Genomic DNA, 25,090 nt, shown 5'->3' on the forward strand with positions numbered 1-25,090 from the left:
TTCAGGCAAGGTCGGCGGTGGCGGGGCAGCTGAAGGATTGGACCAAAGTTGACGCCCAAGGTGATGAAGTTTGCCGCGGCAGGCCCCATCATGTGTATCCACGGTTTCATCCGTCACCGAAACAGCCTGGAGTTCCGCGATGTCCGACACCCTCCTCGACTTCCTCACCGGCGGCGTCGCCGGCCTGGGCTGGTGGGGCATGCTGGCGGTGCTGCTGGTGTTCACCCAGCTCACCATCTTCGCGGTGACCCTGTACCTGCACCGCAGCCAGGCGCATCGCGGCGTGGACTTCCATCCGCTGGTCTCGCATTTCTTCCGCTTCTGGACCTGGCTGACCACCTCGATGATCACCCGCGAGTGGGTGGCCATCCACCGCAAGCACCACGCCAAGGTGGAAACCGACGAAGACCCGCACAGCCCGGTGACCAAGGGCATCGGCCGCGTGTTCTGGCGCGGCGTGGAGCTGTACCGCGAAGCGCGCACGATGCGCGCGGACATCGAGCAGTACGGCCGCGGCGCACCGGAGGACTGGATCGAGCGCCACCTCTATACCCCGCATGCCAACCTCGGCCCGGTGGTGCTGTTCGCGGTGAACTTCGTGCTGTTCGGCCTGCCGGGCATCGCCCTGTGGGCGATCCAGATGGCATGGATCCCGTTCTGGGCCGCCGGCGTGGTCAATGGCCTGGGCCACTGGTGGGGCTACCGCAACTTCGAATCGGCCGACACCTCGACCAACCTGACGCCGTGGGCGTTCTGGATCGGCGGCGAGGAGCTGCACAACAACCATCACGCCTTCCCCAGCTCGGCGCGCTTCTCCATGCGCCGCTGGGAGTTCGACATCGGCTGGCAGGCGATCCGCCTGCTGCAGATGCTGGGCCTGGCCAAGGTGCTGCGCGTGGCGCCGACCATGGACATCCGCCCCAACATCGCCGTGCCCGACGCCGACACGCTCAAGGCGCTGCTCTCGCACCGTTTCCAGGCGATGACCGACTACCAGCGCAACGTGTTCGCCCCGGCCCTGCGCGAGGAAGCCGCCGCCGCCGGCGCCAAGCTGCGCAAGCTGCTGCCGCGGCGCATGCGCAAGGGTCTGGTCAACGACGGCCGCTGGCTCAAGCCGGACTGCCGCGAACAGCTGCAGCAGTGGGTGAGCCAGCGCCCCAACATCCAGGTGCTGGTCGAGCATCGCGCGCGCCTGGCTGCGTTGCTGGAAGCGCGCACCCACGACGCCGCCGAACGCCTCCGGCACCTGCAGCAGTGGTGCCATGAAGCCGAAGCCAGCGGCGTGGCCGCCCTGCAGGCCTATGCGGCGCGGCTGAAGGGTTATTCGCTCAGCGCGGCATGACCGGCCGCGCATCCGGTTCCGCCCATGGACGCCGCCTCGTGCGGCGTCTGTCGTTCCTGCTGGCGGCGATGCTGCCGTTGGCCGCCCCGGCGCAGGTACAGGACACCCGCGACTACCTGCAGCGCATGGACCTGGATGGCGACGGCCGGATCGGCCCGGACGAATACCTGCAATGGATGCTCTATGCCTTCGACCGCATGGACCGCAACGGCAACGGCGTGCTGGAGCCGGAAGAACAACCCGGTGGCCGCGGCAGGCCGATCGCCCGCGAACAGCAGAAGCAGGTGATCCTCGAGCGCTTCCACAAGCAGGACGCCGATGGCGATGGCTACCTCAGCGCGCGCGAGTTGATGGCACCGCCGCGCTGACTACGCTTCACCAGCTGTAGATGCGGAGGCAGCCGCACCGGGAAAGCCCGAGTACAGAGCACACCCGCCATGTGTCTGGAGGAAAGCCCCCTGAGTCAGGGGGCGCGCCGAAGGCGCGGGGGTGTGGCAAGCGAAAGACGGTGCCCACGGTTTGCAGCGCAAATCGTGGGGCGTCAGCGCGAAGCGCTGGCGTGTCTCCCCTGAGTCAGGGGGCGCGCCGAAGGCGCGGGGGTGTGGCAAGCGAAAGACGGGGCCCACGGTTTGCAGCGCAAATCGTGGGGCGTCAGCGCGAAGCGCTGGCGTGTCCCCGCACTACAATCGCCCCATGCCAGAACTCCCCGAAGTAGAAACCACCCGCCGCGGCCTGGAGCCCCATCTGCAGGGGCGTCGCATCCATGGCGTGATCCTGCGCCGGCCGGACCTGCGCTGGCCGATCCCGCCGGAGATCGAGCGGGAGCTGCCCGGCCAGCGCATCGCCGCGATCCGCCGCCGTGCCAAATACCTGCTGCTGGATACCGATGCCGGCAGTGCGCTGCTGCACCTGGGCATGTCCGGCAGCCTGCGCGTGCTGCCCGGCGATACGCCGGTGCGCGCGCACGACCACGTGGACATCAGCCTCGAGGACGGGCGCCTGCTGCGCTTCAACGACCCGCGCCGGTTCGGATGCCTGCTGTGGCAGGCACCGGGCGAGATCCACGAACTGCTGCGCGGGCTCGGTCCCGAGCCGCTGGACGCGGCATTCGACGGCGACTACCTGTTCGCGCGCAGCCGCGGCCGCAGCGCGTCGGTCAAAACCTTCCTGATGGACCAGGGCATCGTCGTCGGCGTCGGCAACATCTATGCCGCCGAAAGCCTGTTCATGGCCGGCATCAATCCGCTGCGCGAGGCCGGCAAGGTGTCGCGCGAGCGCTATCAGCGCCTGGCCACGGCGGTGAAGGACATTCTCGGCCACGCCATCACCCGCGGCGGCACCACCCTGCGCGACTTCATCAGCCCCGATGGCGCGCCCGGCTATTTCGAGCAGGAACTGTCGGTGTACGGCCGCGAAGGCGAGGCCTGCGTGCGCTGCGGGCGCGCGCTGCGCCATGCCAGCATCGGCCAGCGCGCCACCGTCTGGTGCAGCCACTGCCAGCGGTGACGGATGCGGGTGGGCCTGGCCGGTGAGGAGGCCTCGGCTTTCACCTGCGGCTTACCTCCGTTCACCCGCGCCTGCCTATCATCCGCACACCCCTTTCCGGACGAACGCATGGATCGACGCGACTTCCTCCAGCGCGCCTCGCTGGCCCTGGCCGCCTTCGGCCTGCCGGCGTTGCCGGCCTGCGCCGCCGCGGACCGGCAGCTCGGCCTGCGCCGTATCGGCCAGCCGCAGCCGTTCGACTTCGCCGCGCTGAAGGGACAGGCGCGCGCGCTGGCGCAGGCGCCGTACCGCAGCCACAAGCGCAGCCTGCCGCCGGAAGTGGAAGCGTTGGACTGGGACCAGTACCAGTCCATCCGCTATCGCCAGGACCATGCGCTGTGGGCCGACCAGCCCGGGAAATTCCAGGCAAAGTTCTTCCACCTCGGCCTGTACTTCCACACGCCGGTACGCATGTTCGATGTGGTCGACGGCAAGGCGCAGGAACTGGCCTATGACGCTGCCGCATTCGATTACGGCAAGAGCGGCATCCATGGCGGCCGCCTGCCGGCGGACCTGGGTTTCGCCGGCTTCCGCCTCAACACCCGCACCGATACCGACCGCGACTTCGCCGCGTTCCTCGGCGCCAGCTATTTCCGCGCGGTGGGCAAGGAAGGCCAGTACGGCCAGTCCGCGCGCGGCCTGGCGATCGATACCGGCATGGGCAAACCGGAGGAGTTTCCGGATTTCATCGCCTATTACCTTGAACAGCCCAAGGGCGACTCCAACACGCTGGTCGTCTACGGCCTGCTCGACTCGCCCAGTGTGGCCGGCGCCTACCGCTTCGCCATCACCAACGGCGACGTGCTGCTGATGGACATCGACAGCGCGCTGTATCCGCGCGCGGAAATCGAGCGGCTCGGCATCGCGCCGTGCACCAGCATGTACCAGGTGGGCGAGAACGACCGCCGCATGGACTGGGACTGGCGTCCCGAGATCCACGACACCGATGGCCTGTCGATGTGGAACGGCGCCGGCGAATGGATCTGGCGCCCGCTGTGCAACCCGGCGCAGCTGCGCTTCAACATGTTCGTGGACGACAACCCGCGCGGCTTCGGCCTGCTGCAGCGCGACCGCGACTTCGACCACTACCAGGACGACGGCGTGTTCTACGAGAAGCGCCCGTGCCTGTGGGTGGAACCGAAGGGGCAGTGGGGCGAGGGTTCGGTGCAACTGGTGGAGATTCCTACCGTCGATGAGACTTTCGACAACATCGTCGCGTTCTGGAACCCGAAACGGAAGCCGCAGCCGGGGCAGGAACTGCTGGTCGGCTACCGGCTGTACTGGGGCGCGCAACCGCCGGCGCGTCCGCCGCTGGCGCATTGCGTCGCCAGCCGCACCGGCCTGGGCGGGGTGATCGGCAAGAAGCGCGAGTATTTTTCCTGGCGCTTCGCGGTGGACTTCGAAGGCGGCGAACTGGCCAACCTGATCGACAAGGCCGAGGTCGAGGCCGTGGTGGAAACCAGCCGCGGCCGCGTGGAGATCGTCTCCGCCCGCCCGCTGCGCGAGATCCACGGCTACCGCGCGATGTTCGATCTGGTGCCGCCCGACGACAGTACCCAGCAGATCGACATCCGCCTGTACCTGCGCAGCGGCGGCGAAACCCTCACCGAGACCTGGCTGTACCAGTACAGCCCGCCGCCGGTGGAGCAGCGCACGCTGTATTGATGCCTCCCGCCGGGAGGGCGGAATGGTTCCAGCAGACATGCACACGGCGTGGCGGCGTGCTGCGTCGCAGCGGATCGACCCGCGCCGCGTGGAGCGGACGTGGGGCGACGGATGCATCGGCAAACATCCGTTGACAGCGTTGCCGGATCACGACTAAAACGGCCGATGGTCCGTGCCGCCGGGGATGGCGTGCATGGAACAGGGGGCCATGCACGGGGAAACTCCCCGTACGGGGCGTGGGGGAGCGGGCGCGGCGCGCACGCAGTGACGACGACAACCAGGACCGGAACGCCATGACGCAGAAAACCCGCTGGTCGCAGTTCGGTGTGCTCATCACGGTGTTCTTCTTCTGGGGCTTCGTCGCCGCCAGCAACGACATCCTGATCCCGGTCTTCCAGAAGGCCTTCGATCTCAGCCACACCCAGAGCCAGCTGGTGTCGTTCGCGTTCTACATCGCCTACACCGTCGGCTCGCTCGCCTACTTCGGCATATCCAGGCTCGCCGGCCAGGACCTGCTGAACCGCATCGGCTACCGCAACGGCATCTGCGTGGGCCTGCTGGTCTCCGCGCTGGGCACCCTGCTGTTCTATCCGGCGGCCAACAGCGGCTCGTTCGTGCTGATGCTGTCGGGCCTGTTCATCGTCGGCCTGGGCTTTTCGCTGCAGCAGATCGCGGCCAATCCGCTGGCCATCGTGATGGGCAATCCGGCCACCGGCGCGCAGCGCCTGACCATGGCCGGTGGCGTCAACAACTTCGGCACCACCATCGGCCCGCTGCTGGTCAGCGTGGCGATCTTCGGCAGCGTGGCCAGCGGCAATACCGAGGCCAGCATCGAAAGCGTCAAGATGCCCTATCTGGTGCTGGGCGTGGCATTCGTGCTGGTGGCGCTGTTCCTGAAGTTCTCCTCGGTGCCCAACCACATCGATCTCGAGGACGTGGCGCGCAGCGAAGCGCAGGATGCCGGCAAGCTGTCGCACAAGGCTTCGGCGTTCGCCTATCCGCAGCTGCTGCTGGGCATGGTCGCGATCTTCCTCTACGTCGGCGTGGAGGTTTCCACCGGCGCGCACCTGCCGGCCTACATGCGCGAGCACCTGGGCGTGGACACCTCCGCGGTCGCGCCCTATGTATCGCTGTACTGGGCCAGCCTGATGATCGGCCGCTGGACCGGCGCGGCCGGCGCGTTCGAGATCGGTTCCGGCGCGAAGAAGATGCTGATGCTGGTCCTGCCGTTCGTCGCCTTCGGCGTGTTCCTCGCGGTGAACGCGGCGCTGCGCCATGAGGTGGCGCAGTTCTACGGCTATGCCGGAGTGATCGTGCTGATGATCGTGGCGACCCTGCTCAGCCGCGGCAACCCGGCGCGGATGCTGCTGTACTTCGCGCTGTGCGGCATCGCCGCGCTGCTGGTGGGCATGGCCAGCGACGGCAATACCAGCGCCATGGCCTTCATCAGTTCGGGCCTGTTCTGCAGCACGATGTGGCCCTGCGTGTTCGCACTGGCCATCGCCGGGCTCGGCCGCCACACCAACCAGGGCAGCAGCCTGCTGATCATGATGATCATGGGCGGCGCGCTGGTGCCGCTGCTGCAGGGCGTGCTGGCCGATACCGCCGGCATCCACATGAGCTTCTGGGTGGGCGTGGTCTGCTTCGCCTATCTGGCGTTCTACGCGCTGCGCTCGGCCAGGATCCTGCGCCGGCAGGGTATCGACCTGGACAGGTTGGCGGCCGAAGGCGGGCACTGAGCCGTTCCGCGGTACTCGAGAGGAAGGCCCGGCATGCCGGGCCTTCCGCGTTTCAGGGATGCGGCGTCGTTCCGCCTGGACGCCCCCGCGAAGCACGCCAACGGCCCGGCGTCATGCCGGTCAGGTCGCGGAAGCCGCGGTTGAAATGGGCCTGGTCGGCGAAGCCCGAATCCAGCGCGATCCGGGCCAGCGGGCTGTCTTCCGACATGCCGGCAAGCGCCTTCAGCAGCCGGCTGCGCATGCGGAATTCCACGGCGGTGGTGCCGAAAGCCTGGCGGAATCCGCGGCTGATGGTTTCCGGCCGAAGCCCTGCGCGTTCGGCCCATTCCTTGAGGCCCAGGTCCGGGTCGCGCCGCAGGTCCGCGGCCAACCGGTCCGGCCAGTCGTCCGCGGTCATGGCCGACGGTCGCAGTCCGGCCCCGAGCAGCGTCGATGCCCGGTGGATGTCCCGTTCGGCCAGCCGGGCGATGGCATCGGCATCGTCGACGCTTCCCAGCGGCGAGGCGATGGCACCGGTCCATGGCAGGACGAGGACTTCGGCGCCGCCGCGGGCGACGGTGTTGAGGTGCGATTCGTAGGGCCCGTGCAGGATGACGTCGCCCGCGGCGACACGCATGCGGCCGCGATCGCCGGCCTCGATGTAGCTGCCGCTGAGCACCAGCGCGGCGAAACCGCAGTCGTGGCGATGGCGGCCCAGCGTCTCGCCGGGGCGATGTCGCAGGCGTCCGGCGATCGTTCCGACGGTGCATTCACAGGCCATCCGCGCATGGTGGGAGCCCGCACGGGCCAGGTCAATCGTGTTCAAGCGCGCACGGGGACGGGCGATTAACGTGCCCGGACCCAGGCAATGGTCCGTCGTCCCGATGCTTTCCCGCGCCCGCGCATGCCCCCGTGGATCGACGCCCCGCGCCGTCGTCGCACGGCGATGGTTCCTCGCTTCGCTCCTGTTGTTGTCGATGTCCCCGGTGGGGGCGGCCGGGCAGGCGCCGTCACAGATGAGGCTGGAGGTCGATGCACGCGAAGCCCTGGCCGGCACCCAGCATGCGCACCTCCTCGTTCCGGTCCACCCCGGTCCGCTGGCGCTCGCCTATCCCAAGTGGTTGCCGGGAGAGCACCGGGCCAGCGGTCCGATCACCCAACTGGTCAACCTGCGGATGGAGGCTGGCGGCAGGCCGCTCGCCTGGCAGCGCGATCCGCTCGATCCCTTCGTCTTCCGGGTGGAAGTGCCCGCCGGCGCCGACAGCCTCGATGTCCATTTCGACTATCTGTCGCCCTCGACGCCGTTCGGCAACGGCTTCGGCAAGGCCCCCAACATGACCCCGCATCTGCAATGGGTGCTGTTCAACCACCTGCTGCTGTATCCGGCCGATGCCCGCGCCGGGGAACTGCAGGTCCAGGCCAGCGTGAGGCTGCCTCCGGGATGGAAGGCCGACGGCGCGCTGCCGGCGCGGATGCAGCGCGACGGAGCATTGTCGTTGCCACCCGTGAGCCTGGCCCGGCTTGTCGATTCGCCGATGCTGGCCGGGCAGTTCCTGCACTCCCTGCCGTTGCCGGGCGCAAGCGGCAGGACCGCGCGCATCAGCATCGCCGCCGACAGCCCGGCCGATGCGCGGATCGAGGTGCCGATGGAGGATGCGCTGCAGCGCCTGGTCGACGAGACATTCCATCTGTTCGGCCAGGATGATTTTCCGGGCAACGGCTACGCATGGCTGGTTTCGCTCAGCGACCTGCTGACGCACGACGGGCTGGAGCACCTGGAGTCCGCCGACGTCCGTGCTGCGTCCGGCTTCTTCCGCGACGCGCGCCAGCGCGTGCAATGGAGCGTGCTGTCGCACGAGTTCTTCCATGCATGGAACGGCAAGGCGGTGCGCCCGGCGGAGCAGGTGGGCCGCAATTTCCAGCAGCCCATGCGCGACGGACTGCTGTGGTTCTACGAAGGATTGACCCGCTATTACGGCGACGTGGTCCTGCCGGTCCGCAGCGGCCTGGCGACGCCGGAACAGGCGAGGAATTACCTGGCCTACGTGGCCGCGCAGATCGGCCAGGAACGGCCCGGTCGCGCCTGGCGCAGCCTGGCCGATACTGCCGTCGCCACGCCCGCCTATGGCGAAGCGCCGCTGGAAGGCACCGCGATCCGCCGCGGCAGCGACTACTACAACGAAATGCTGCTGGTCTGGCTGGAGGCCGATCTGCTGATCCGCCAGCGCAGCCATGGCCGACGCTCGCTGGACGATTTCTGTCGCCGGTTCTTCGCAGGCGCGTCGGTCGCCGGCAGCCCGCGGACCTATGTGCGGGAGGACATCGTGCGGTCGCTGCGCGCGGTGGAGGACCTGGACTGGGAGCAGTTCCTGCGGACGCGCATCGACGGGATCCGCCCCGAACCACCGCTGGAAGGCCTGTCTGCAAGCGGTTGGAACGTGGCCTACGACGATCGCCCCAATCCCTTCATCGACGATGTCGAGGCGACGAACGCGTCCTACGATTTCATGACCTCGCTGGGCCTGCGGGTGGATGCCGAAGGCAAGGTGCAGGATGTGCTGCCGGGTTCGCCGGCGGCGTCGCTCCGGATCGGCGCCGGCATGCGCATCACGCGGATCGGCACGGGGCCATGGTCGCTCGCGGCGCTGCGCGATGGCCTGCGCCTGTCGCAGGCGGTGCCGATCGAACTGCAGGTGACGTACGGCGACGTGGTGCGCACGTTGCCGGTTCCCTGGCAGGGCGGGCTGCGGGTTCCGCATCTGCACCGGGATCGGTCGCGCCCGGACCTGCTTGCGCGCGTGCTGGCCGCGCAGGCGCCGTCGCCCGTTACCCGCTCCCGTTCGATTGAGGAAAGACCATCGCCATGACGCTTTCGATGAACAGACGTTCCTTCCTGGCCCAGGCCGTCGCGGCCTCGGCCGCGGGAGCGATGCCCATGGCGATCGCGGCCAGTCCGAAGGCGCCGGCGGATGCGCCGGCCAAGAACGGTGGACTGGATGCACTGATCCGCGACGAGCGCGCGGGAATCGCGGCGGCCATGGCCGCGCACGACATACCGGCCGTGGCGGTCTGCCTGCTCCACGGCGGGCGGACGGCATGGATCGAAGGCTTCGGCACCACCGGCGGGAGCGCTCCGGTACCGGTCGACGAGCGGACGATCTTCAGCATCCAGTCCACGTCCAAGAACTTCACTGCCGTGGGCGTGCTGCTCGCCGTCCAGGAAGGCCTGCTGGACCTGGATGCGCCGGTCACGCGCTACCTGCCTGGCTTTTCGGTGCGCAGCCGCTTCGAGGCGCGGCCGCAGGAGCGGATGACGCTGCGGATGCTGTTGAGCCACCGGGCCGGCTTCACCCACGAGGCGCCCGTCGGCAACAACTACGAAGCGGATTCCCCCGGCTTCCAGGCGCATGTGGACAGCATTTCCGATACCTGGCTGCGCTGTCCCGTCGGCGAGCGCTACCGCTACTCGAACCTGGGCTACGACCTGGCCGCGTCGATCCTGCAGGAGCGGACCGGCATGTCCTATCCGGAATGGCTGCGCAGGAAGCTGTTCGTCCCGCTGGGAATGGGCGACAGCACCGCCGCCGCGGACGATTACACGGTGCGGCGCAACCGTGCGCTGGGCCATGAAGCCGGCCATGACCGCGTGCCTGCGGTGACGCCGCTGGTGGCTTCCGGCGGCGTCTACACCAGCGCACGCGACATGGCCGCGTACGCGGCCTTCCTGCTGGGCCGCGGAAAGCGGGCGGACGCGGCCCTGCTGGATCCGCGCCTCTGGGAAGAAATGCACGGATTCGGCCTTGGCGGCGACTACGGCCTGGGCGTGATCCGCGCCGAACTGCGCCATGGGCAGACACCGCTGCGGATGTACAGCCACCAGGGTGGCGGATTCGGGTTCGGCTGCGTATTCGCCTATTGCCCCGAAGCCGACCTGGCCTGGACCGCGATGTTCAACCGCCCGGTATCGGCGCCTTACCGCTTCGGCAGGCGCCTGCTCGACGGCGCACTGTCGTTGCGGTTCGGCGCGCGGCAGCCACGCCTGTCAGCGCGGGACATCGCACCGATCCGCCCGACGGCCGCACTGCAGCGGCAACTGATCGGCAGCTACGTGGGACGGAACGTGAAGGCGGACATCCGCCTGCAGCCCGACGGCCTGGTGTTCGATGGCGAAGGCAACCAGACCCATGGGCCGCTGCTCGCCGTTTCACCTGACGATTTCCTTGTGCCCGCGGCCGATGGAGAACTGGCCGCCTACCGCTTCCATGCCGCCACCTCTGACCTGCCCGCGCACCTGGAGTGCTTCGAGGGCGAAGCCAGCCTGGATTTCAACGAAGGCCCGGAGGATCCGGAAGGGCCGGATGCCGGCCACTGGAAGCGCTTCGAAGGGCGCTACCGGATCTTCCAGTGGGGACGCCCGGCCCTCGACGTGAAGGTCGAACGGCGGCGCGGCTACCTGTACATCAACGGCATCCGCCTGGTGGTGGAGACGGAGCGCGGGCTGTTCTTCGCCAGCGACGGCGAGGCCGTTGATTTCCGGCTGGAAACACCGACCTGGCGCAGCCTTCGCCTTCAACGGCTGGCGAAGGGCGACGCCTGAGGTTTCTTTCGTTGCCGGCAGGGTGGGGTCCAGCCATCGCCTGCGGCTCGCGGCCATTGGCGGGGACCATCCGCCCCAAGGGGGGCGGGCCTCAGAGCGGCAGCGGCGCCTGCATCGGCTCGATGCGGCCCTCGCCGCGGGTGATCTTCTTGAACTCGGCGCGGCTGACCGACACATAGCGGTCGTTGCCGCCGATCTCCACCTGCGGTCCGTCCTGCACGGCGAAGCCGTTCTCGTCCACGCGCACGGTCATCGTCGCCTTCTTGCCGCTGTGGCAGATGGTCTTGATCTCCTGCATCTCATCGGCCCAGGCCAGCAGGTACTGGCTGCCCTCGAACAGTTCGCCGCGGAAATCGGTGCGCAGGCCGTAGCACAGCACCGGGATGCGCAGCTGGTCGACCACCTCGCTCAGCTGCCACACCTGGGCCTTGGTCAGGAACTGCGCCTCGTCCACCAGCACGCAGCCCAGCCGCCCATGTGCGGTCATGTCGCGTTCGACCAGCTGCTGCAGGTCGGTGTCGTGTTCAAAAGCGGTGGCCTCGGCCTGCAACCCGATCCGCGAGGCGACCACGCCGCTGCCGGCGCGGTGGTCCAGGCGCGGGGTCAGGATCGCCACCCGCATGCCGCGCTCGCGGTAGTTGTGCGCCGACTGCAGCAGGGTGGTGGTCTTCCCGGCGTTCATCGCCGAGTAGTAGAAGTAGAGCTTGGCCATGGGGCTAGGGCTGGGAACCAGTGAATGGGAACGAGGAACGAGTGAAGGCAACGGTGGGCCCTGAGGGGTGACAGAATACCCGCCGCCGGTCTGCTTCGGCTTTCTCCCGTTCCTCGTTCCCATTCACTAGTTCCTAGATGCTGGACTCCCTCAACCCCCCCCAACGCGCGGCGGTGCTGCACACCGAAGGCCCCCTGCTGGTGCTGGCAGGCGCCGGCAGCGGCAAGACCCGCGTGATCGTGGAGAAGATCGCCCATCTGATCGGCAGCGGCCGCTACAGCGCCCGCCGCATCGCCGCGATCACCTTCACCAACAAGTCGGCCAAGGAGATGCGCGAGCGCGTGGGCAAGCGGCTGCGCGGCGGGCAGGCCGAGGAGGTGACCATCTGCACCTTCCATGCGCTGGGGCTGAAGTTCATGCAGATCGAGCACGCCGCGGTGGGCCTGAAGCGCGGTTTCTCGATCTTCGACGCCGACGACGCGGCGGCGCAGGTCAAGGACCTGCTCGGCGGCAGCAATGCCAAGCCCGACGACATCGAGGACATGAAGAACCTGATCTCGCGCGCCAAGAATGCCGGCCTGTCGCCGGAGCAGGCGATGCGCGCGGCGCGCAGCAACCGCGAGAAGGACGCGGCGATGGTCTACGAGCTGTACCAGGCGCGGCTGACCGCTTTCAACGCGGTCGATTTCGACGACCTGATCCGCCTGCCGGTGCAGGTGCTGGAAGAGAACCCGGACATCGCAATGGCCTGGCGCGAACGCATCGGCTACCTGCTGGTGGACGAATGCCAGGACACCAACGACGCGCAGTACCGCCTGCTCAAGCAGCTGGCCGGGCCGGCCGGCAACTTCACCTGCGTGGGCGATGACGACCAGTCGATCTACGCCTGGCGCGGCGCCAACCCGGAAAACCTGCAGAACATGGCGGTGGAATATCCGGCGCTGCAGATCGTCAAGCTGGAGCAGAACTACCGCTGCTCCAACCGTGTGCTGCGCGCGGCGAACGCGCTGATCGCGCACAACCCGCACGAACACCTGAAGACGCTGTGGTCCGACCAGGCCGATGGCGAGCGCATCCGCGTGTGGGAGTGCCGCAACAGCGAGCACGAGGCGGAGAAGGTGGCCGCCGAGATCCAGTTCATCGCCACCAGCCGGCGCGTGCCGTGGAGCGATTTCTGCATCCTGTTCCGTGGCAACTTCCAGAGCCGGCCGCTGGAGAAGGCGATGCAGCTGGTCGGCGTGCCTTACCACCTGACCGGCGGCACGGTGTTCCTGGAGCGGCAGGAAGTGAAGGACACCCTGGCCTGGCTGAGGCTGCTGGTGAACCCGGACGACGACACCGCGTTCATGCGTGCGGTGCAGGCGCCCAAGCGCGATGTCGGTGCCGGAACCCTGGCCAAGCTGGCCGAACTCGCGTCGGAAAAGGGCATGTCGATGGCGCAGGCCGCCGAGGCGATGGGCGCGCTGGCGCAGCTGCCGCCGCGCGCGGCCAACAGCCTGAGCCGGTTCACCGACATCCTGCGCGCGCTGCGCATGGACATGCGGCAGATGTCCTCCGGCGACCTGGTGCGGCGCGTGTCCAGGGACTCGGGGATGCTGGCCGAACTGCGCCACCAGGCCAAGGACACCGCCGGCTACGAACGCCGTGCCGGCAATCTGGAAGAGCTGGCCTCGTGGTTCGAGAACGGCCCGCGCGGCGCCAGCGCCGCCGACATGGCCGCGCAGCTGGCGCTGATCTCGCGCAACGACAGGGACGATGGCGGCAACCAGGTGCGGATGATGACCCTGCACGCCTCCAAGGGCCTGGAGTTCCCGTATGTGTTCATCGTCGGCTGCGAGGATGGCGTGCTGCCGCACCAGGTCAGCCTCGACGAAGGCACGCTGCAGGAAGAGCGCCGCCTGCTGTACGTGGGCATCACCCGCGCCAAGATCCAGCTGTGGATGAGCTACAGCCGCCTGACCCGCAAGTTCGGCGAGCACGTGCGGCTCAAGCCCAGCCGCTTCTTCGAAGAGCTGCCGGCGGCCGAGATCCAGCGCGATGGCGCCGACCCGGTGGCCGACGCGGCGAACAAGCAGGAGCGTGCGAAGGCCGGGCTGGCGGCGATCCAGGCGCTGTTCGACTAGGCGCCATCCCGCGCTTGCGCATGGCCGCGACCGGAGCGACGCTGCAGGGCAACGACCGGGGATATGGGCAGGCGATGCTGATCGAAACCGAACGACTGCGGTTGCGCCTGCTGCGCGATGACGACGGTGATGCCGCGGCGATGCTGGAGCTGCTCAACGAGCCGGGATTCCACCGCTACATCGGCGACCGCGGCATCCGCACGCTGGAGCAGGCGCGCGATTGCGTCCGCGACGGGCCGATGGTGAGCTACGAACGGCATGGCTATGGCATGTACGCGGTCGAGCGGCGCAGCGACGGCGCCTGGCTGGGCAATGCCGGGCTGGTACACCGCGCCGCGCTGCCGCATGCGGATGTCGGCTATGCCCTGCTGGAACGCCATGCCGGTCACGGCTATGCGCTGGAGGCTGCGCGTGCGGTGCTGCGCCATGCGCGGGACACGCTGGGGCTGGGCACACTGTGCGCGATCGTGACGCCAGGCAACGATCGCTCGATCGCGTTGCTGGAAAAGCTCGGCTTCCGGGCTGGCGGCACGACCCGGTTGCCGGGCAAGGACGAGGAACTGCTGTTGTTCTTCAACGAGCCCGACGAGCGCGGCTGAGGGGCGGAAGCTCTACCGGGATGGCCCCGGGCGGGGCATTGCCCCGCTCTACGGGGCAGCCGGATTCTGTAGCGCCGGACAGTGCCCGGCGCTGGCTTTCCCGATGGAGCCCATGCGGGGCAAGCCCCGCATCTGCGGTTGAATGCGCAGGCTCAATCGTTCGGTGAGGCCTGCAGCCGGGCCAGCTGTTCCTGCAGTGCCGCCACGGCGACCTCCAGCTGCTGTACGCGCTCTTCCAGCGCACCGTTGTCCGCGGCCGTGGCGGCGGGCGCACGGTACTGCGCGGCCAGTGCGTCCACGTCCACCGGGCCGCCGAGCAGGTGCATGTAGCGGTCCTCGCGCTGGCCGGCGGCGCGCGGCAGCTGCACCGCCAGGCCGCGCTGGATCAGGCGCCCGAGCTGGTGGCGCAGGTCCTCGGCGTCGGCGAACTTCGCCATCCGCTCGCCGCGCGTGGCCAGCTCGCCAGCGGTCTGCGGGCCGCGCAGCAGCAACAGGCCAAGCAGCGCGACCTGCTGGCGCGGCAGGTCCAGCTTGCCGCCGAGCAGGTGCTCGTAGCGTTCGGCACGCGCGGAGAAGTGCTGGCGCGCCAGCCCCATCGCCTCCAGCTGGCGCATCGCGTGCTGCACGGTACCGGCGTCCAGGTTCATCACCGGGTCGCGCGCGGTCTTCTGGTTGGCGGCGGTCTGGGCGGCGTTGACGGTCAGCGGGTAGGTCTCGGGCGTGGTCGCTTCCTTCTCGACCAGGCAGCCGAGCACCCGCATCTGCGCGGCGTCGAGTACCGGAACGGGCGGAAGGGCGGGGGTATCGGTCATCGTCTGCGTCATTGTCGGCATCGGGTCGCGCGAGGGGGCGCAAGCATAGCCGAGAGGGAAAGAAGGCCGGGCCCGGGCCGGGTTCGCCCGGACCGGCTCCGGGGCCCGGCCTTGTCCATCGGGGCGGGCCGGGCGGGGAGCCGGTAAACTTGCCCGGTTTTCGCTCTATCCGGTAGCCGTGCCCATGTCCCGAATCCCGAACTCCTTCCTGCTCGCCGGCGCGCTGTTGTCGCTGGCCGCCTGCAGCACGTCCCGGCCCCTGGTCCACGGCGAACCCGCCGTACCTGTCCCGGTCGCCGTGGCGTCGGTGGCGGTTGCCGCCGAGGGCGCCAACGACAACCTCAACGCCGTGCTGTGGGTGCAGCGTTCGCAGGAATACCGCGCCAACTCCCTGCAGACCTGGCGTGCCGCCGCAGCGCAGCTGGACCGCGCCCTGGCCGACCGGTCGTGGACCGCGCTGCTGCCGGAAGAAGGCGGCAGCCACCAGTCGGCCAGGCTGAAGCCGGCGGTGGTGGTGGACGTGGACGAGACCGTGCTGGACAACTCGCCCTACCAGGCGCGGCTGGTGCGCAATGGCGGCAGCTACGATGACGCCACCTGGGACGCCTGGGTGTCCGAAGGCAAGGCCGGCGCGGTGCCGGGCGCGGTGGAATTCGCCCAGGCCGCCGCGGCCAAGGGCGTGACCATGATCTACATCACCAACCGCACCGAGCACATGCGGGACGTCACCCTGGCCAACCTGCGCCGGCTCGGCTTCCCGGTGGCCGGCAACGACGTCTACCTGGGCCTGGACAAGTACGTGCCGGGCTGCGAGCAGGAAGGCAGCGAGAAGGCCTGCCGCCGCCAGCTGGTGGCGCAGCAGTACCGCGTGCTGATGCAGTTCGGTGACCAGCTCAGCGACTTCGTCGCGATCGGCGTCAATACCCAGGCCGGCCGCGACGCGCTGCTGCAGGCCCACCAGGGCTGGTTCGGCCAGCGCTGGTGGATGCTGTCCAACCCGACCTACGGCGGCTGGGAGCCGGCGCAGTTCAACAACGCCTGGTCGCTGCCCGAATCCGAGCGCCGCGACGCCAAGCGCGCCGCGCTGGACGTCTCCCAATGAGCCGCGGCCCGCTGCCGCTGCGCACCGACGAGCGCCTGATCTTCGCGCTGGACGTGCCGGGGCGCGCCGAGGCCATCGACTGGGTGGAGCGGCTCGGTGACGCCGTGTCGTTCTACAAGATCGGCATGGAGCTGCTGGCCTCGGGCGAGTACTTCGCGGTGCTCGACGAACTGGCCAGGCGCGACAAACGCGTGTTCGTCGATCTGAAGTTCTTCGACATTCCGGCCACCATTGCTGGCGTCATCCGCCGCCTGTCGCAGTGGCCGGTGAGCTACTGCACGATCCATGGCTGGCACCCGGCGATGATGGAAGCCGCCGCTGCTGCCAACACGTCGGACATGCGCCTGCTGGCGGTGACCGTGCTGACCTCGATGGGCCGCCCCGACCTGGCGCAGATGGGCATCGACCGCGAGCCGGTGGACGTGGTGGTCGAGCGTGCGCTGGCCGCGCAGCGTGCCGGCATCGACGGCGTGATCGCGTCCGGCCAGGAAGCCGCGCCGATCCGCGCCGCCACCGGCGCCGGATTCTCCATCGTCTGCCCGGGCATCCGTCCCGGCGGCCCGGTCGGCGACGACCAGCAGCGCACGGTCGGCGTGGCGCAGGCGTTCAACGATGGCGCCGACGCCATCGTCGTCGGCCGCCCGATCCGGCTGGCGCCGGATCCACGTGCGGCGGCACAGGCCATGCAGCACGAAATCGCAGATTTCTTCAATTGAAAATCAATTACTTACATTGATATTCATGAAGTATTGCATTAACTGAAGTGGGCGCGTAGGCTGTGCGCGTCCCGGCCATGCCGGCGATGTGTCACATGTCCCCGGCCCAGCCGGTTTGAGGAGGTTCGCCACCGGCAACGGGGCGGCCTCTTTTTTTATGCCCGGAAGCCGGGAAGCCGTTTCCACCCCCCGCTTGCCGCTGTCACCGGACAGGCCGCAAGATGCGACCGCCCCGGGGGAGGACCAACGACGCCATGCCACGCCGTTCATCTCACAGCCGTTCGCTTCTGGTGTTCCTGTCCCTGTGCGCCGTCGCCGTGCTCGCCACCGGCTGCCGGCGATCACAGGAACCCCTGCCGGGTGCCGCCACGGAACCGGCCGCGGCCGTGCGCCAGCTGGTCCAGCACCTGCACGACAACGACCTGGCCGGCTATGCCCGTGCGGCGGTGCCGCCGGCGCAGTACGCGGAACTGGAGACGGCCTGGGCCCAGGGCCACAGTCGCTGGCCGCTGGACGAGCTGCCCCTGCACGACAAGCTGCCGGCGCTGCTGGCCACGCTCTCGGCCGCCGACGCGGAAACCCGGCTGCAACGCGCGTTCAAGGCGCAGATCGCCGGGCAGACCGCCAGCGTGCGCCAGGCCGCGCACTCGCTGGGCCTGTTCGGCGAGCAGTACATCAGCCACCAGGGCGACTACAGCGACGACGAGCGCGCCCACTACGTGCAGCTGGTCAAGGCGCTCAGCGCCTGGGCGCAGGCCGCGCCGCTGTCCGATCCCAAGCTGGCCCGCACGACCATCGCCACCCTGACCACCGCCGCGCGCGCCACCGGGCTGGACAGCGACGCCGCCCTGCAGGAAGCGGGCATGACCGGCAGCCTGCAGCGGCTGTCGCCGTTCGCTGCGGCCACCAAACAGGTGCTGGCCGGCTACGGGTTGTCGCTGGACGACAGCGTCGCGCAGTTGCGTACCGGCCTGGCCAGCCAGGATGGCGACCGCGCTGTCGTCCACGTGCAATACCCGTTGGCCGGCAGGGAGATCGACCTGCAGGTGGCGCTGGAGCGCCGCCAGGGACGCTGGTACCTGGCCCGCACCCTGGCCGAAGCGGACGCGGTGCTGGCGGCCGCGCGCGCCGCCACGCCGGCGCCGGAGGAAAGCGCGGCTGCTCCGCCGGATGCCGGTGATGACACCGGGGACAGCCCGGCGGCGGCGGCTAAGCCATAATGTCGCCGATGTCGAAACAGAATTCCCGGCCCGAACAGGGCGAACTCCTGCCGTCGGGCGAGGCCAGCGCCCCGGCCGCCGCCCCCCTGCCGCCGACTCCGGCTGGCCGGCCGCCCGTGCGCCAGGGCCGTCGCCCGCTGTGGGCGCGCCTGCTCGGCCGGCTGATCGAGCCGTGGTTGGGCCTGAAGATCGAGCCCGAACAGCTGCAGCACGACCCGGCGCAGCCGGTGGTCTATGTGCTGGAGGACTATGGCCTGTCCAACGCGCTGATCCTGGACAAGGCCTGCCGCGACGCCGGCCTGCCGTCGCCGCTGGTGCCGCTGGCCGGCGACCCGACCGGCCGCAAGCGTGCCTATGTCGCGCTGTCCCGGCGCTCGAGCAACAACGCGCTGATCCCCGAACAGCGCGGCGCCCGCACCCATTCCGATTCGCTGGCCCGGCTGCTGCAGGCGCACCGCGCCAACCTGGCGCTGGACGTGCAACTGGTGCCGGTGTCGATCTTCGTCGGCCGCGCCCCGGACAAGCAGAGCGGCTGGTTCGCCGTGCTGTTCTCGGAAAACTGGGCGCTGGTCGGCCGCTTCCGCCGCCTGCTGGCGGTGCTGCTCAACGGCCGCGACAGCATCGTGCGCTTCGCCGCGCCGATTTCGCTGCGCGAGACGGTGGAGGAAGGACTGGAGCCGGAGCGCACGGTGCGCAAGCTGCAGCGCGTGCTGCGCGCGCACTTCCGTCGCATCCGCGAATCGATCATCGGTCCGGACCTGTCCACCCGCCGCCTGCTGGTGGACAAGGTGCTGGAAGCGGACACGGTGCGCGAGGCCATCGCGGTCCAGGCCAAGCGCGACAATTCCAAGACCACCGACGCCTGGAAGAAGGCGCAGGCCTATGCCTGGGAGATCGCCGCCGACTACTCCACCCCGGTGGTGCGTTCGGCCAGCTTCCTGCTCAGCCATGTCTGGAACCGCATCTACGCGGGCGTGCTGGTCCACCACCTGGACAAGTTCAAGGAAGCCGCGCCCGGCCACGAAATCGTCTACGTGCCCAGCCACCGCAGCCACATGGACTACCTGCTGCTGAGCTACCTGCTGTACGACCGCGGCATCGTGCCGCCGCACATCTTCGCCGGCATCAACCTCAACCTGCCGGTGGTCGGCACCCTGCTGCGCAAGGGCGGCGCGTTCTTCGCGCGGCGCAGTTTCCGCGGCAATCCGCTGTACTCGGCGGTGTTCTCCGAATACATGGCGCAGCTGGTCTCCGGCGGCTACTCCATCGAGTACTTCGTCGAAGGCGGGCGCTCGCGTACCGGCCGCCTGTTGCAGCCCAAGGGCGGCGTGATCTCGATGACCCTGCGCGCCTTCCTGCGCCAGCCGCGCAAGCCGGTGCTGTTCCAGCCCATCTACATCGGCTACGAGAAGCTGATGGAGGGCAACAGCTACCTGGACGAACTGTCCGGCCGGCCGAAGGAGAAGGAATCGATCTGGGCGCTGCTGTGGGGCATCCCCAAGGTGCTCAAGCAGAACTACGGCCAGGTGGTGGTGAACTTCGGCGAGCCGATCGCGTTGAACGACGTGCTGGCCGAGCATGCGCCCGAATGGGACGGCCAACCGGTGCCCGAGGACGAGAAGCCGACGTGGCTGATGAAGACGGTCGACGCGCTGGCGCAGAACATCAACGTGCACGTCAATGCCGCCGCCGACGTCAACCCGATCAATCTGCTGGCCTTGGCGCTGTTGTCCACGCCCAAGCACGCGATGGGCGAGGCCGACCTGATCGCGCAGATCGAGCTGTGCAAGAAGCTGCTGGTCGAGATGCCTTACTCGGACCGGGTGACGGTCACCCCGCACTCGCCCGAGCGCATCATCGCCCACGCCGAGGAGATCAACGTCCTCACCCGCGTCAAGCATCCGCTGGGCGACGTGCTCAGCGTCAGCGGCGACACCGCGGTACTGCTGAGCTATTTCCGCAACAACGTGCTGCACCTGTTCACCGCGTCCTCGTGGGTGGCGTGCTGCTTCCAGAACAACCGCCGCATGAGCCGCGCCGGCCTGCTGCGGCTTGGCCGCGGGCTGTACCCGTTCCTGCAGCAGGAGCTGTTCCTGCCGTGGAGCGAGGACGAGTTCGCCGCGCGCATCGAGCAGACCATCAACGTCTTCGTGCGCGAAGGCCTGCTGCAGCAGGTGGGCGAGGACGAGGGCGGCATGCTCGCGCGCAGCACCGGCCAGACCGACGAGGTATTCCGCCTGCGCGCCATCGGCCACTCGCTGCAACAGGCGTTCGAGCGCTACTACATCGCCATCTCGGTGCTGGTGAAGAACGGCCCCGGCGTGCTCGGCGCGGCCGAGCTGGAGAGCCTGTGCCAGCAGGCCGCGCAGCGCCTGAGCCTGCTCTACGCCCCGGCCGCGCCGGAGTTCTTCGACAAGACCCTGTTCCGCGGCTTCATCCAGAAGATGCGCGAACTGCGCCTGGTCTGGCCGGACGAGAACAGCAAGCTGCTGTTCGACGAGCGCCTCGATGCCTGGGCCAAGGACGCCAAGTTCATCCTCGGCCGCGAACTGCGCCACACCATCGAGCGCGTGAGCCCGGAGGCGGTGAAGCCGGAGGAGCCGGCGGCGGGCTGATTCCGGGTGATGGAGGCCTACTGGAACCAGGAAAAATTCGAAGGCCTTGAGGCCATCGCCGCGCAGGCCGAAGGCCTGCCGTACCTGCAGGCTTTCGCACGCAGTTGCCGGCTCAAGGCATCGGGCCTGCGCAAGCAAGCCCAGGCGGCGCTGGACGAGTTCATCGCCGAAGCACTCGCTTTGGAACCCGCCAACCGCAGGCAACTGGTCGAATGGCTGCTGGATACCCAGCGCCGCCACCCGCAGGTGCATAACCTCATTCCGCATCCGCTGGCCAAGCGGTTGATGGAGCCGGCGCTGGCCGAATGGCTGCGCGAAGCGCCGGGCGATGCGGCCGTCCATCGCTGGCTGGGCATCCTGCGCAAGGATCGCGCCGCGCTGCGCGCCGCCGTTGCGCTGGATGCAGAGGAACGACTCGCGCGCATTTACCTGTTGCGCAACCTCATCGACAGTGTGGCTTTCGCCACCCATCACCTGCCGGAGGGTGAACTGCTGTACGAAACCGCCTTCGTACAGGGCTGCTTGAATGAAGCCGCGCAACTGCTGGAACAGCTTCCCGATGACGAAGAAAAAATGTTCCTCGCCCGGGTATTTGCGCAGCAGCGTCAACTGGTCGAGGACTTCCTCAGCTGGAGCGGGCAACCGGAAGGGGCCACCTTCGAGCAGTGGTGCGAGCACCGGCAGCGTGATTACACGTGGGGCGTGTATTACGGCTTTGATTAGACCGCAGGCTACGGGTGGGGAGCCGGAGCTGGCACCGTTTCCGGGTCGGTGATGGGCTGGCAGGTGCCACGGACGAGATCTTCGCCACCATTTTCATGGATTACCTGGCGCTCTTCGAACTGTCCGGTTGAACGGTCGTAGCTGAAGTACCGCGTCATAGTCAGCAGCTCGCCACCTTCCGAATACAGGTGCGAAACCTGCGTGTAGCGATCACCATCGAACTGCAAGGGCGTTGGCGTGCGTTGCTGCTCCCACAGATGCGGTTGCCAGTGCCGGCTCTCGCCTGCATGCAGATGCTTGATGTCGCTCCAGAACCACATGCGATGGCCGGCCATCTTGATGACCCAACCGCTGCGTACCTGCTTGCCGGTACCGCCCAGTCCTACCGTGCTGCATTCCAGCACCAGCGGCGGCTCCGGCGGCGGCAGATCGCAGCGACCGCTCTCTGCTTCGCACCACGGCCATTCGCGCTCATCCGCAATGGCGTCCAGTTGCCCGTAAACCGGCACACCGTTTGCTCGGAAAAAGCCTTCCATGAAGCGTGTCGCCTTCAGCGCGTTGTAATCGTGCCAGGCATTCGGGCCGGGCATTGGCCGCACGCCCGGCGCGGTGCAGTTCAGCGTAAAGCGCAGCGGCGTGCCTGCGCCCAGCGTGCCACGGAATTCCCGCAGCACGCTTGCCTCTACCTCACAGTTTCCCAACGTCTGCCGGCGTAGCAGCGTCACCTGCTCCACCCGCACCTGCAGGTGATGCGGCGCCTGCTCGCGTGCCTGCTGGTAATACTCCGGTGCCAGCGCCGCGTGTGCGGTGGGTACGGCCAATGCCGTCATTACCGCCAACAGATTCCTGCGCTTCATGTGCATTTTCCGTTACCCGGTTCGTATTCAACCTTGCCGGTGGCCAGCTCCACGCGCAGGTTGCCGTCGTCGTAGGTATCCACCAGCAGCACGCTGTCATCCCAATTCAACTGCGGCTTGCGGCAGCGCCACCATGTGGAAGATACCGATTGCGGTGCCTTGCCGGCGGTCTCCGCGCCCAACAGTCGCTCAAGGGTGAACTCCAAGCGGGGTTTGCCATCCGCCGCATAGACGGCAAGCACCGTGCCGCGCCCTACTCCAGCCCATTCGTCCAGCGTCACCAACTCACTCCGGCCCGTCAGCAATACCAATACCGGTGCCAACCGATTGCGCAGCTTGAATTGCACCGTGCGGGTGTATTGGCCTTTGCCCGTGTCAAAGGAGTACAGCGCCACCTCCGGCTGCTTGCCCTCGCTGAAACTGCCGGGCGTCACCCGCGCCAGCGCCCGGCCATCCGTGCTGCTCACCACCTGCAGCTTGGGCCGTGCCCACGAATCAGCGTGGCTCAAGCCGGGCAGGGCTAGCAACAAGCCCGTTAGCAGCGAACGGAAAAAGAAGGAGTAGAAAGCCATGAAGATGCTCCTGTGGTAACGAATGCGACCAGCGGGGGCAGCGGGTGGCGGTAGCTGTAAGGCCCCTCTCCCACCGGGGTGAGAAGGCACGGCTTGCGCGCCACTGGTGCGCGTGTCTTGGAACGCCCGCGCCGCTGGCGTGGGCCGGGGAGCGGAACTCGGGTGAACGCAGCTAGTGAAGCCGGAATCACCATCCGCACCAGCAATCAACGCTCAAGATCCTCCAGCGGCTCCCCCAGCCACGCCTCGCAACGCCCCCGGAACTCCAGCATCAACCGTTTGCCACCATCCGGCACATGCTTGCCATCGACGATGCGGCGGTGGTATTTGCCGCTGCGAACCTCCAGCGTTTCCACTCGCCGATAGACCCCGCCGTTGCGCTGGTCGGTGGCGGTATAGGTCAACACATGACGCTGCGGCCCAAACCGGCATTCCCAACGCTCCACCTGATACGCGCTTTGCAACTGCCGGCCACACAGCGGCGGTCCCCATGCGTTTCCTCCCATTCCCGCCAACTCTCGCCGGGGGAAACCTGCATCCAATCGGGGCCGTTGTATTCCATTTCGCAGCGCAAGGTTTGGGCAGTGGCGTGCGGCATCACGAGAAAAAGCAGCATGCCGGCAGTGGTGGTGAATCGGGTTGGCATCGAGCCTCGGTTGGAAGTGTCTCTGGAGCCGTTACCTCTCTCATTTCAAAATCCAGTCCCGGACGTGCTATCGCAACTGGTTCGCAAGAATTCCATGGCGAAGGCAATGCGCGTGGCTAGGGCTTCGGATGCAAAATGGAAGCGGAGTGCGGGGTTGATTCCCCTGATGGTTACATAAGATCCATCTTGCTCGATTTCCGCGGCTTTGCCCCATTCAATTTGGAAGGGGGCTTGCGGAATGTGGTTGAATCGAATCGTCCGGTAATCTTTTCCGCTGGCGTCTGGGTATATGGTGCTGGTCGAACGGGTAGGGGCGTTTACTTGTGTGGTGCAGCGTGTCAGTGCTGCCATCAATGTCAGTTTGTATGCGTCGATCACATACGTGCTTTCCCTGAAGTCAGAGCAGCGATGTTCGCTGGCATCGAGTCCCGTAGATGTGTATTGCCTGTGATATCTGCAGTAAGAAGACTGGACATTTATTTCATTCCACTCGCTGTTTCCTGTCCCGATCGTGAAAATGGTGGAGCCTTGCTCGGAGACCTTTTGCAGGAATAGCTGTGCGCCCTCAACGGTCTGCTCTTGGGCATGCGTTGGAAACGATGCCGTTGCAAGAAGTGATGCAGCAAGAAGGTGGGTGTATGTTTTCATGGGACTCAGTGATTGATGGTTATGTGGTGCTGATGCTGGGTGCTGGAGTTACTGGGCGCTGCCTCTTCCTGATTTGCTGGGGCATTTGACGACGGGTTCAGTGCAGACATAATTGGCGGTGCATCCCCAGCTGTCGAAGGGTTTTCCAGATATAACGCCAATGACACGGGCTGATCTGCATTGCATGCTTCCGCTAATGGTATAACCTCCTTGGGAGCATGCACGTCTTATGTCACCAAGCAGCCTTTCTTCTGCTGCTTTTCGTGTTTCTATGGGAAGGCCGGGGCCGAATCCTTCTTGGCCTCGCTTTTGTTCGGTTTTGCACTGTTTGTCTGCTGGTGTGCCGGCAGCAGGTGTGCCGAGGGAGTTGCTGGCTGGCACCATGCCATTACCCCTGCGCGCAGCATCCGCCCGCTCGCGCATCTCCACCAGCCGCCGCGCCTCGGCTTCACGATGGCTGCCGAGGCGCTGGGTTTCGTGGGCGATTTCGGCTTGCTTCCGTTCGGCTGCCAACTTCTCCCGCCGGGCCCTTTCTTCACGCTCGCGCTTTTCCTGCTCGGCACGAGCAATATCCGCGGCACTAGGGGCTTTGCAGTAATGGTCTCCGTCGATCCAGCAGCTTTTCATCTGCACGCCGTTTGGCAAATAATGACATGGTGCGCTGATTATGAGTCCGGCATTTGGATTCGGAGGCGGTGTGGGCTTTTCTCTATACCCGCAGATTTCGTCACTTGCTATGCATCGCGGATACTCCTCTCCATTTGGGCATTTGACGAAGCGGATTGCCTGCGTGTAAGCGGTGTTGCTGATCGATGAAAATACCAGGATCAGAAAAATATTTGACATTCCATGATTTTTCTCGAATATTTTTTTCATGC

General features: G+C 67.4%; 22 protein-coding genes. 14 read left to right on the forward strand and 8 right to left on the reverse strand.

The window, feature by feature from the left end; translation table 11 throughout:
• The first annotated feature begins 139 nt into the window (after positions 1 to 139).
• The 5 genes from AC1DGW_RS11430 to AC1DGW_RS11450 all read left to right on the forward strand — a co-directional run bounded on the left by AC1DGW_RS11430 (position 140) and on the right by AC1DGW_RS11450 (position 6,291).
• Positions 140 to 1,342, forward strand: coding sequence for a DesA family fatty acid desaturase (locus AC1DGW_RS11430; RefSeq protein WP_478022938.1), 1,203 nt, complete (start codon positions 140 to 142; stop codon positions 1,340 to 1,342).
• A complete protein-coding gene (locus AC1DGW_RS11435) occupies positions 1,339 to 1,710 on the forward strand; it encodes an EF-hand domain-containing protein (protein ID WP_478022940.1) in 372 nt (123 codons plus the stop codon). The genes AC1DGW_RS11430 and AC1DGW_RS11435 overlap by 4 nt, the downstream gene beginning before the upstream one ends.
• A 325-nt stretch (positions 1,711 to 2,035) precedes the next feature.
• The gene (gene mutM / locus AC1DGW_RS11440; RefSeq protein WP_478022942.1) at positions 2,036 to 2,848 is read left to right on the forward strand and encodes a bifunctional DNA-formamidopyrimidine glycosylase/DNA-(apurinic or apyrimidinic site) lyase; all 813 of its coding nucleotides are present in this window, start codon (positions 2,036 to 2,038) and stop codon (positions 2,846 to 2,848) included.
• Positions 2,849 to 2,956: 108 nt separating this feature from the next.
• Positions 2,957 to 4,552, forward strand: coding sequence for an OpgD/OpgG family glucan biosynthesis protein (locus AC1DGW_RS11445; protein ID WP_478022944.1), 1,596 nt, complete (start codon positions 2,957 to 2,959; stop codon positions 4,550 to 4,552).
• A 293-nt stretch (positions 4,553 to 4,845) separates the two neighbouring features.
• The gene (locus AC1DGW_RS11450; protein WP_478022946.1) at positions 4,846 to 6,291 is read left to right on the forward strand and encodes an MFS transporter; all 1,446 of its coding nucleotides are present in this window, start codon (positions 4,846 to 4,848) and stop codon (positions 6,289 to 6,291) included.
• Positions 6,292 to 6,343: 52 nt separating this feature from the next.
• Here AC1DGW_RS11450 and AC1DGW_RS11455 read toward each other — a convergent pair whose 3' ends face one another.
• Positions 6,344 to 7,327, reverse strand: a complete 984-nt coding sequence (locus AC1DGW_RS11455; protein ID WP_478022948.1) for a helix-turn-helix domain-containing protein — start codon at positions 7,325 to 7,327, stop codon at positions 6,344 to 6,346.
• On the opposite strand from AC1DGW_RS11455, the gene AC1DGW_RS11460 reads away from it, so the two are divergent.
• Together AC1DGW_RS11460 and AC1DGW_RS11465 are read left to right on the forward strand one after the other, a co-directional pair.
• Positions 7,287 to 9,137: a M61 family metallopeptidase gene (locus tag AC1DGW_RS11460; RefSeq protein ID WP_478022950.1), complete on the forward strand. Its 1,851-nt coding sequence runs from the start codon at positions 7,287 to 7,289 to the stop codon at positions 9,135 to 9,137. The genes AC1DGW_RS11455 and AC1DGW_RS11460 overlap by 41 nt on opposite strands.
• An 8-nt stretch (positions 9,138 to 9,145) precedes the next feature.
• A complete protein-coding gene (locus tag AC1DGW_RS11465; protein WP_478022952.1) occupies positions 9,146 to 10,867 on the forward strand; it encodes a serine hydrolase domain-containing protein in 1,722 nt (573 codons plus the stop codon).
• 91 nt (positions 10,868 to 10,958) lie between these two features.
• Here AC1DGW_RS11465 and AC1DGW_RS11470 read toward each other — a convergent pair whose 3' ends face one another.
• The gene (locus tag AC1DGW_RS11470) at positions 10,959 to 11,579 is read right to left on the reverse strand and encodes a thymidine kinase (RefSeq protein ID WP_478022954.1); all 621 of its coding nucleotides are present in this window, start codon (positions 11,577 to 11,579) and stop codon (positions 10,959 to 10,961) included.
• 140 nt (positions 11,580 to 11,719) lie between these two features.
• Here AC1DGW_RS11470 and AC1DGW_RS11475 point away from each other — a divergent pair, with 140 nt between their 5' ends.
• Together AC1DGW_RS11475 and AC1DGW_RS11480 are read left to right on the forward strand one after the other, a co-directional pair.
• A complete protein-coding gene (locus AC1DGW_RS11475) occupies positions 11,720 to 13,702 on the forward strand; it encodes a UvrD-helicase domain-containing protein (RefSeq protein WP_478023104.1) in 1,983 nt (660 codons plus the stop codon).
• Between the two features lie 20 nt (positions 13,703 to 13,722).
• Positions 13,723 to 14,301 (forward strand): GNAT family N-acetyltransferase, encoded by a 579-nt coding sequence (locus tag AC1DGW_RS11480; protein ID WP_478022956.1) that lies wholly within the window; start codon positions 13,723 to 13,725, stop codon positions 14,299 to 14,301.
• A gap of 152 nt (positions 14,302 to 14,453) precedes the next feature.
• Here AC1DGW_RS11480 and AC1DGW_RS11485 read toward each other — a convergent pair whose 3' ends face one another.
• Positions 14,454 to 15,113, reverse strand: a complete 660-nt coding sequence (locus AC1DGW_RS11485; RefSeq protein ID WP_478022958.1) for a YceH family protein — start codon at positions 15,111 to 15,113, stop codon at positions 14,454 to 14,456.
• Between the two features lie 184 nt (positions 15,114 to 15,297).
• Here AC1DGW_RS11485 and AC1DGW_RS11490 point away from each other — a divergent pair, with 184 nt between their 5' ends.
• The 5 genes from AC1DGW_RS11490 to AC1DGW_RS11510 all read left to right on the forward strand — a co-directional run bounded on the left by AC1DGW_RS11490 (position 15,298) and on the right by AC1DGW_RS11510 (position 21,489).
• Positions 15,298 to 16,215 carry a 5'-nucleotidase, lipoprotein e(P4) family gene (locus AC1DGW_RS11490; protein ID WP_478022960.1) on the forward strand — a complete coding sequence of 306 codons (918 nt, stop codon included), beginning with the start codon at positions 15,298 to 15,300 and terminating at the stop codon, positions 16,213 to 16,215.
• Positions 16,212 to 16,931: an orotidine-5'-phosphate decarboxylase gene (gene pyrF, locus AC1DGW_RS11495; protein ID WP_478022962.1), complete on the forward strand. Its 720-nt coding sequence runs from the start codon at positions 16,212 to 16,214 to the stop codon at positions 16,929 to 16,931. The genes AC1DGW_RS11490 and pyrF overlap by 4 nt, the downstream gene beginning before the upstream one ends.
• Before the next feature lie 254 nt (positions 16,932 to 17,185).
• Complete coding sequence (locus AC1DGW_RS11500) at positions 17,186 to 18,151, forward strand: hypothetical protein (protein ID WP_478022964.1); 966 nt, start codon at positions 17,186 to 17,188, stop codon at positions 18,149 to 18,151.
• Entirely contained in the window at positions 18,151 to 20,766 is a 2,616-nt protein-coding gene (plsB, locus tag AC1DGW_RS11505) for a glycerol-3-phosphate 1-O-acyltransferase PlsB (protein WP_478022966.1), read from the forward strand. The genes AC1DGW_RS11500 and plsB overlap by 1 nt, the downstream gene beginning before the upstream one ends.
• 9 nt (positions 20,767 to 20,775) lie before the next feature.
• A complete protein-coding gene (locus tag AC1DGW_RS11510; RefSeq protein ID WP_478022968.1) occupies positions 20,776 to 21,489 on the forward strand; it encodes a hypothetical protein in 714 nt (237 codons plus the stop codon).
• Positions 21,490 to 21,497: 8 nt separating this feature from the next.
• Here AC1DGW_RS11510 and AC1DGW_RS11515 read toward each other — a convergent pair whose 3' ends face one another.
• The 5 genes from AC1DGW_RS11515 to AC1DGW_RS11535 all read right to left on the reverse strand — a co-directional run bounded on the left by AC1DGW_RS11515 (position 21,498) and on the right by AC1DGW_RS11535 (position 25,088).
• A complete protein-coding gene (locus AC1DGW_RS11515) occupies positions 21,498 to 22,346 on the reverse strand; it encodes a hypothetical protein (protein WP_478022970.1) in 849 nt (282 codons plus the stop codon).
• Positions 22,343 to 22,918 (reverse strand): hypothetical protein, encoded by a 576-nt coding sequence (locus AC1DGW_RS11520; protein ID WP_478022973.1) that lies wholly within the window; start codon positions 22,916 to 22,918, stop codon positions 22,343 to 22,345. Before AC1DGW_RS11520 ends, AC1DGW_RS11515 begins: the two co-directional genes overlap by 4 nt.
• Before the next feature lie 206 nt (positions 22,919 to 23,124).
• Complete coding sequence (locus AC1DGW_RS11525; RefSeq protein WP_478022975.1) at positions 23,125 to 23,322, reverse strand: hypothetical protein; 198 nt, start codon at positions 23,320 to 23,322, stop codon at positions 23,125 to 23,127.
• Positions 23,323 to 23,609: 287 nt separating this feature from the next.
• Positions 23,610 to 24,212: a hypothetical protein gene (locus AC1DGW_RS11530; protein WP_478022978.1), complete on the reverse strand. Its 603-nt coding sequence runs from the start codon at positions 24,210 to 24,212 to the stop codon at positions 23,610 to 23,612.
• Positions 24,213 to 24,260: 48 nt separating this feature from the next.
• Positions 24,261 to 25,088, reverse strand: a complete 828-nt coding sequence (locus AC1DGW_RS11535; protein WP_478022981.1) for a hypothetical protein — start codon at positions 25,086 to 25,088, stop codon at positions 24,261 to 24,263.
• Positions 25,089 to 25,090 lie beyond the last annotated feature (2 nt).

The organism is Stenotrophomonas sp. 05N423 (assembly GCF_056397145.1).

Bases quoted from the DNA above. Each gene is read 5' to 3' on its own strand.
- AC1DGW_RS11430 (WP_478022938.1), top strand. From the start codon at position 140: ATGTCCGACACCCTCCTCGACTTCCTCACCGGCGGCGTCGCCGGCCTG.
- AC1DGW_RS11435 (WP_478022940.1), top strand. From the start codon at position 1,339: ATGACCGGCCGCGCATCCGGTTCCGCCCATGGACGCCGCCTCGTGCGG.
- mutM (WP_478022942.1), top strand. From the start codon at position 2,036: ATGCCAGAACTCCCCGAAGTAGAAACCACCCGCCGCGGCCTGGAGCCC.
- AC1DGW_RS11445 (WP_478022944.1), top strand. From the start codon at position 2,957: ATGGATCGACGCGACTTCCTCCAGCGCGCCTCGCTGGCCCTGGCCGCC.
- AC1DGW_RS11450 (WP_478022946.1), top strand. From the start codon at position 4,846: ATGACGCAGAAAACCCGCTGGTCGCAGTTCGGTGTGCTCATCACGGTG.
- AC1DGW_RS11460 (WP_478022950.1), top strand. From the start codon at position 7,287: ATGAGGCTGGAGGTCGATGCACGCGAAGCCCTGGCCGGCACCCAGCAT.
- AC1DGW_RS11465 (WP_478022952.1), top strand. From the start codon at position 9,146: ATGAACAGACGTTCCTTCCTGGCCCAGGCCGTCGCGGCCTCGGCCGCG.
- AC1DGW_RS11470 (WP_478022954.1), bottom strand. From the start codon at position 11,579: ATGGCCAAGCTCTACTTCTACTACTCGGCGATGAACGCCGGGAAGACC.
- AC1DGW_RS11480 (WP_478022956.1), top strand. From the start codon at position 13,723: ATGGCCGCGACCGGAGCGACGCTGCAGGGCAACGACCGGGGATATGGG.
- AC1DGW_RS11485 (WP_478022958.1), bottom strand. From the start codon at position 15,113: ATGACCGATACCCCCGCCCTTCCGCCCGTTCCGGTACTCGACGCCGCG.
- AC1DGW_RS11490 (WP_478022960.1), top strand. From the start codon at position 15,298: ATGTCCCGAATCCCGAACTCCTTCCTGCTCGCCGGCGCGCTGTTGTCG.
- pyrF (WP_478022962.1), top strand. From the start codon at position 16,212: ATGAGCCGCGGCCCGCTGCCGCTGCGCACCGACGAGCGCCTGATCTTC.
- AC1DGW_RS11500 (WP_478022964.1), top strand. From the start codon at position 17,186: ATGCCACGCCGTTCATCTCACAGCCGTTCGCTTCTGGTGTTCCTGTCC.
- plsB (WP_478022966.1), top strand. From the start codon at position 18,151: ATGTCGCCGATGTCGAAACAGAATTCCCGGCCCGAACAGGGCGAACTC.
- AC1DGW_RS11510 (WP_478022968.1), top strand. From the start codon at position 20,776: ATGGAGGCCTACTGGAACCAGGAAAAATTCGAAGGCCTTGAGGCCATC.
- AC1DGW_RS11515 (WP_478022970.1), bottom strand. From the start codon at position 22,346: ATGAAGCGCAGGAATCTGTTGGCGGTAATGACGGCATTGGCCGTACCC.
- AC1DGW_RS11520 (WP_478022973.1), bottom strand. From the start codon at position 22,918: ATGGCTTTCTACTCCTTCTTTTTCCGTTCGCTGCTAACGGGCTTGTTG.
- AC1DGW_RS11530 (WP_478022978.1), bottom strand. From the start codon at position 24,212: ATGAAAACATACACCCACCTTCTTGCTGCATCACTTCTTGCAACGGCA.
- AC1DGW_RS11535 (WP_478022981.1), bottom strand. From the start codon at position 25,088: ATGAAAAAAATATTCGAGAAAAATCATGGAATGTCAAATATTTTTCTG.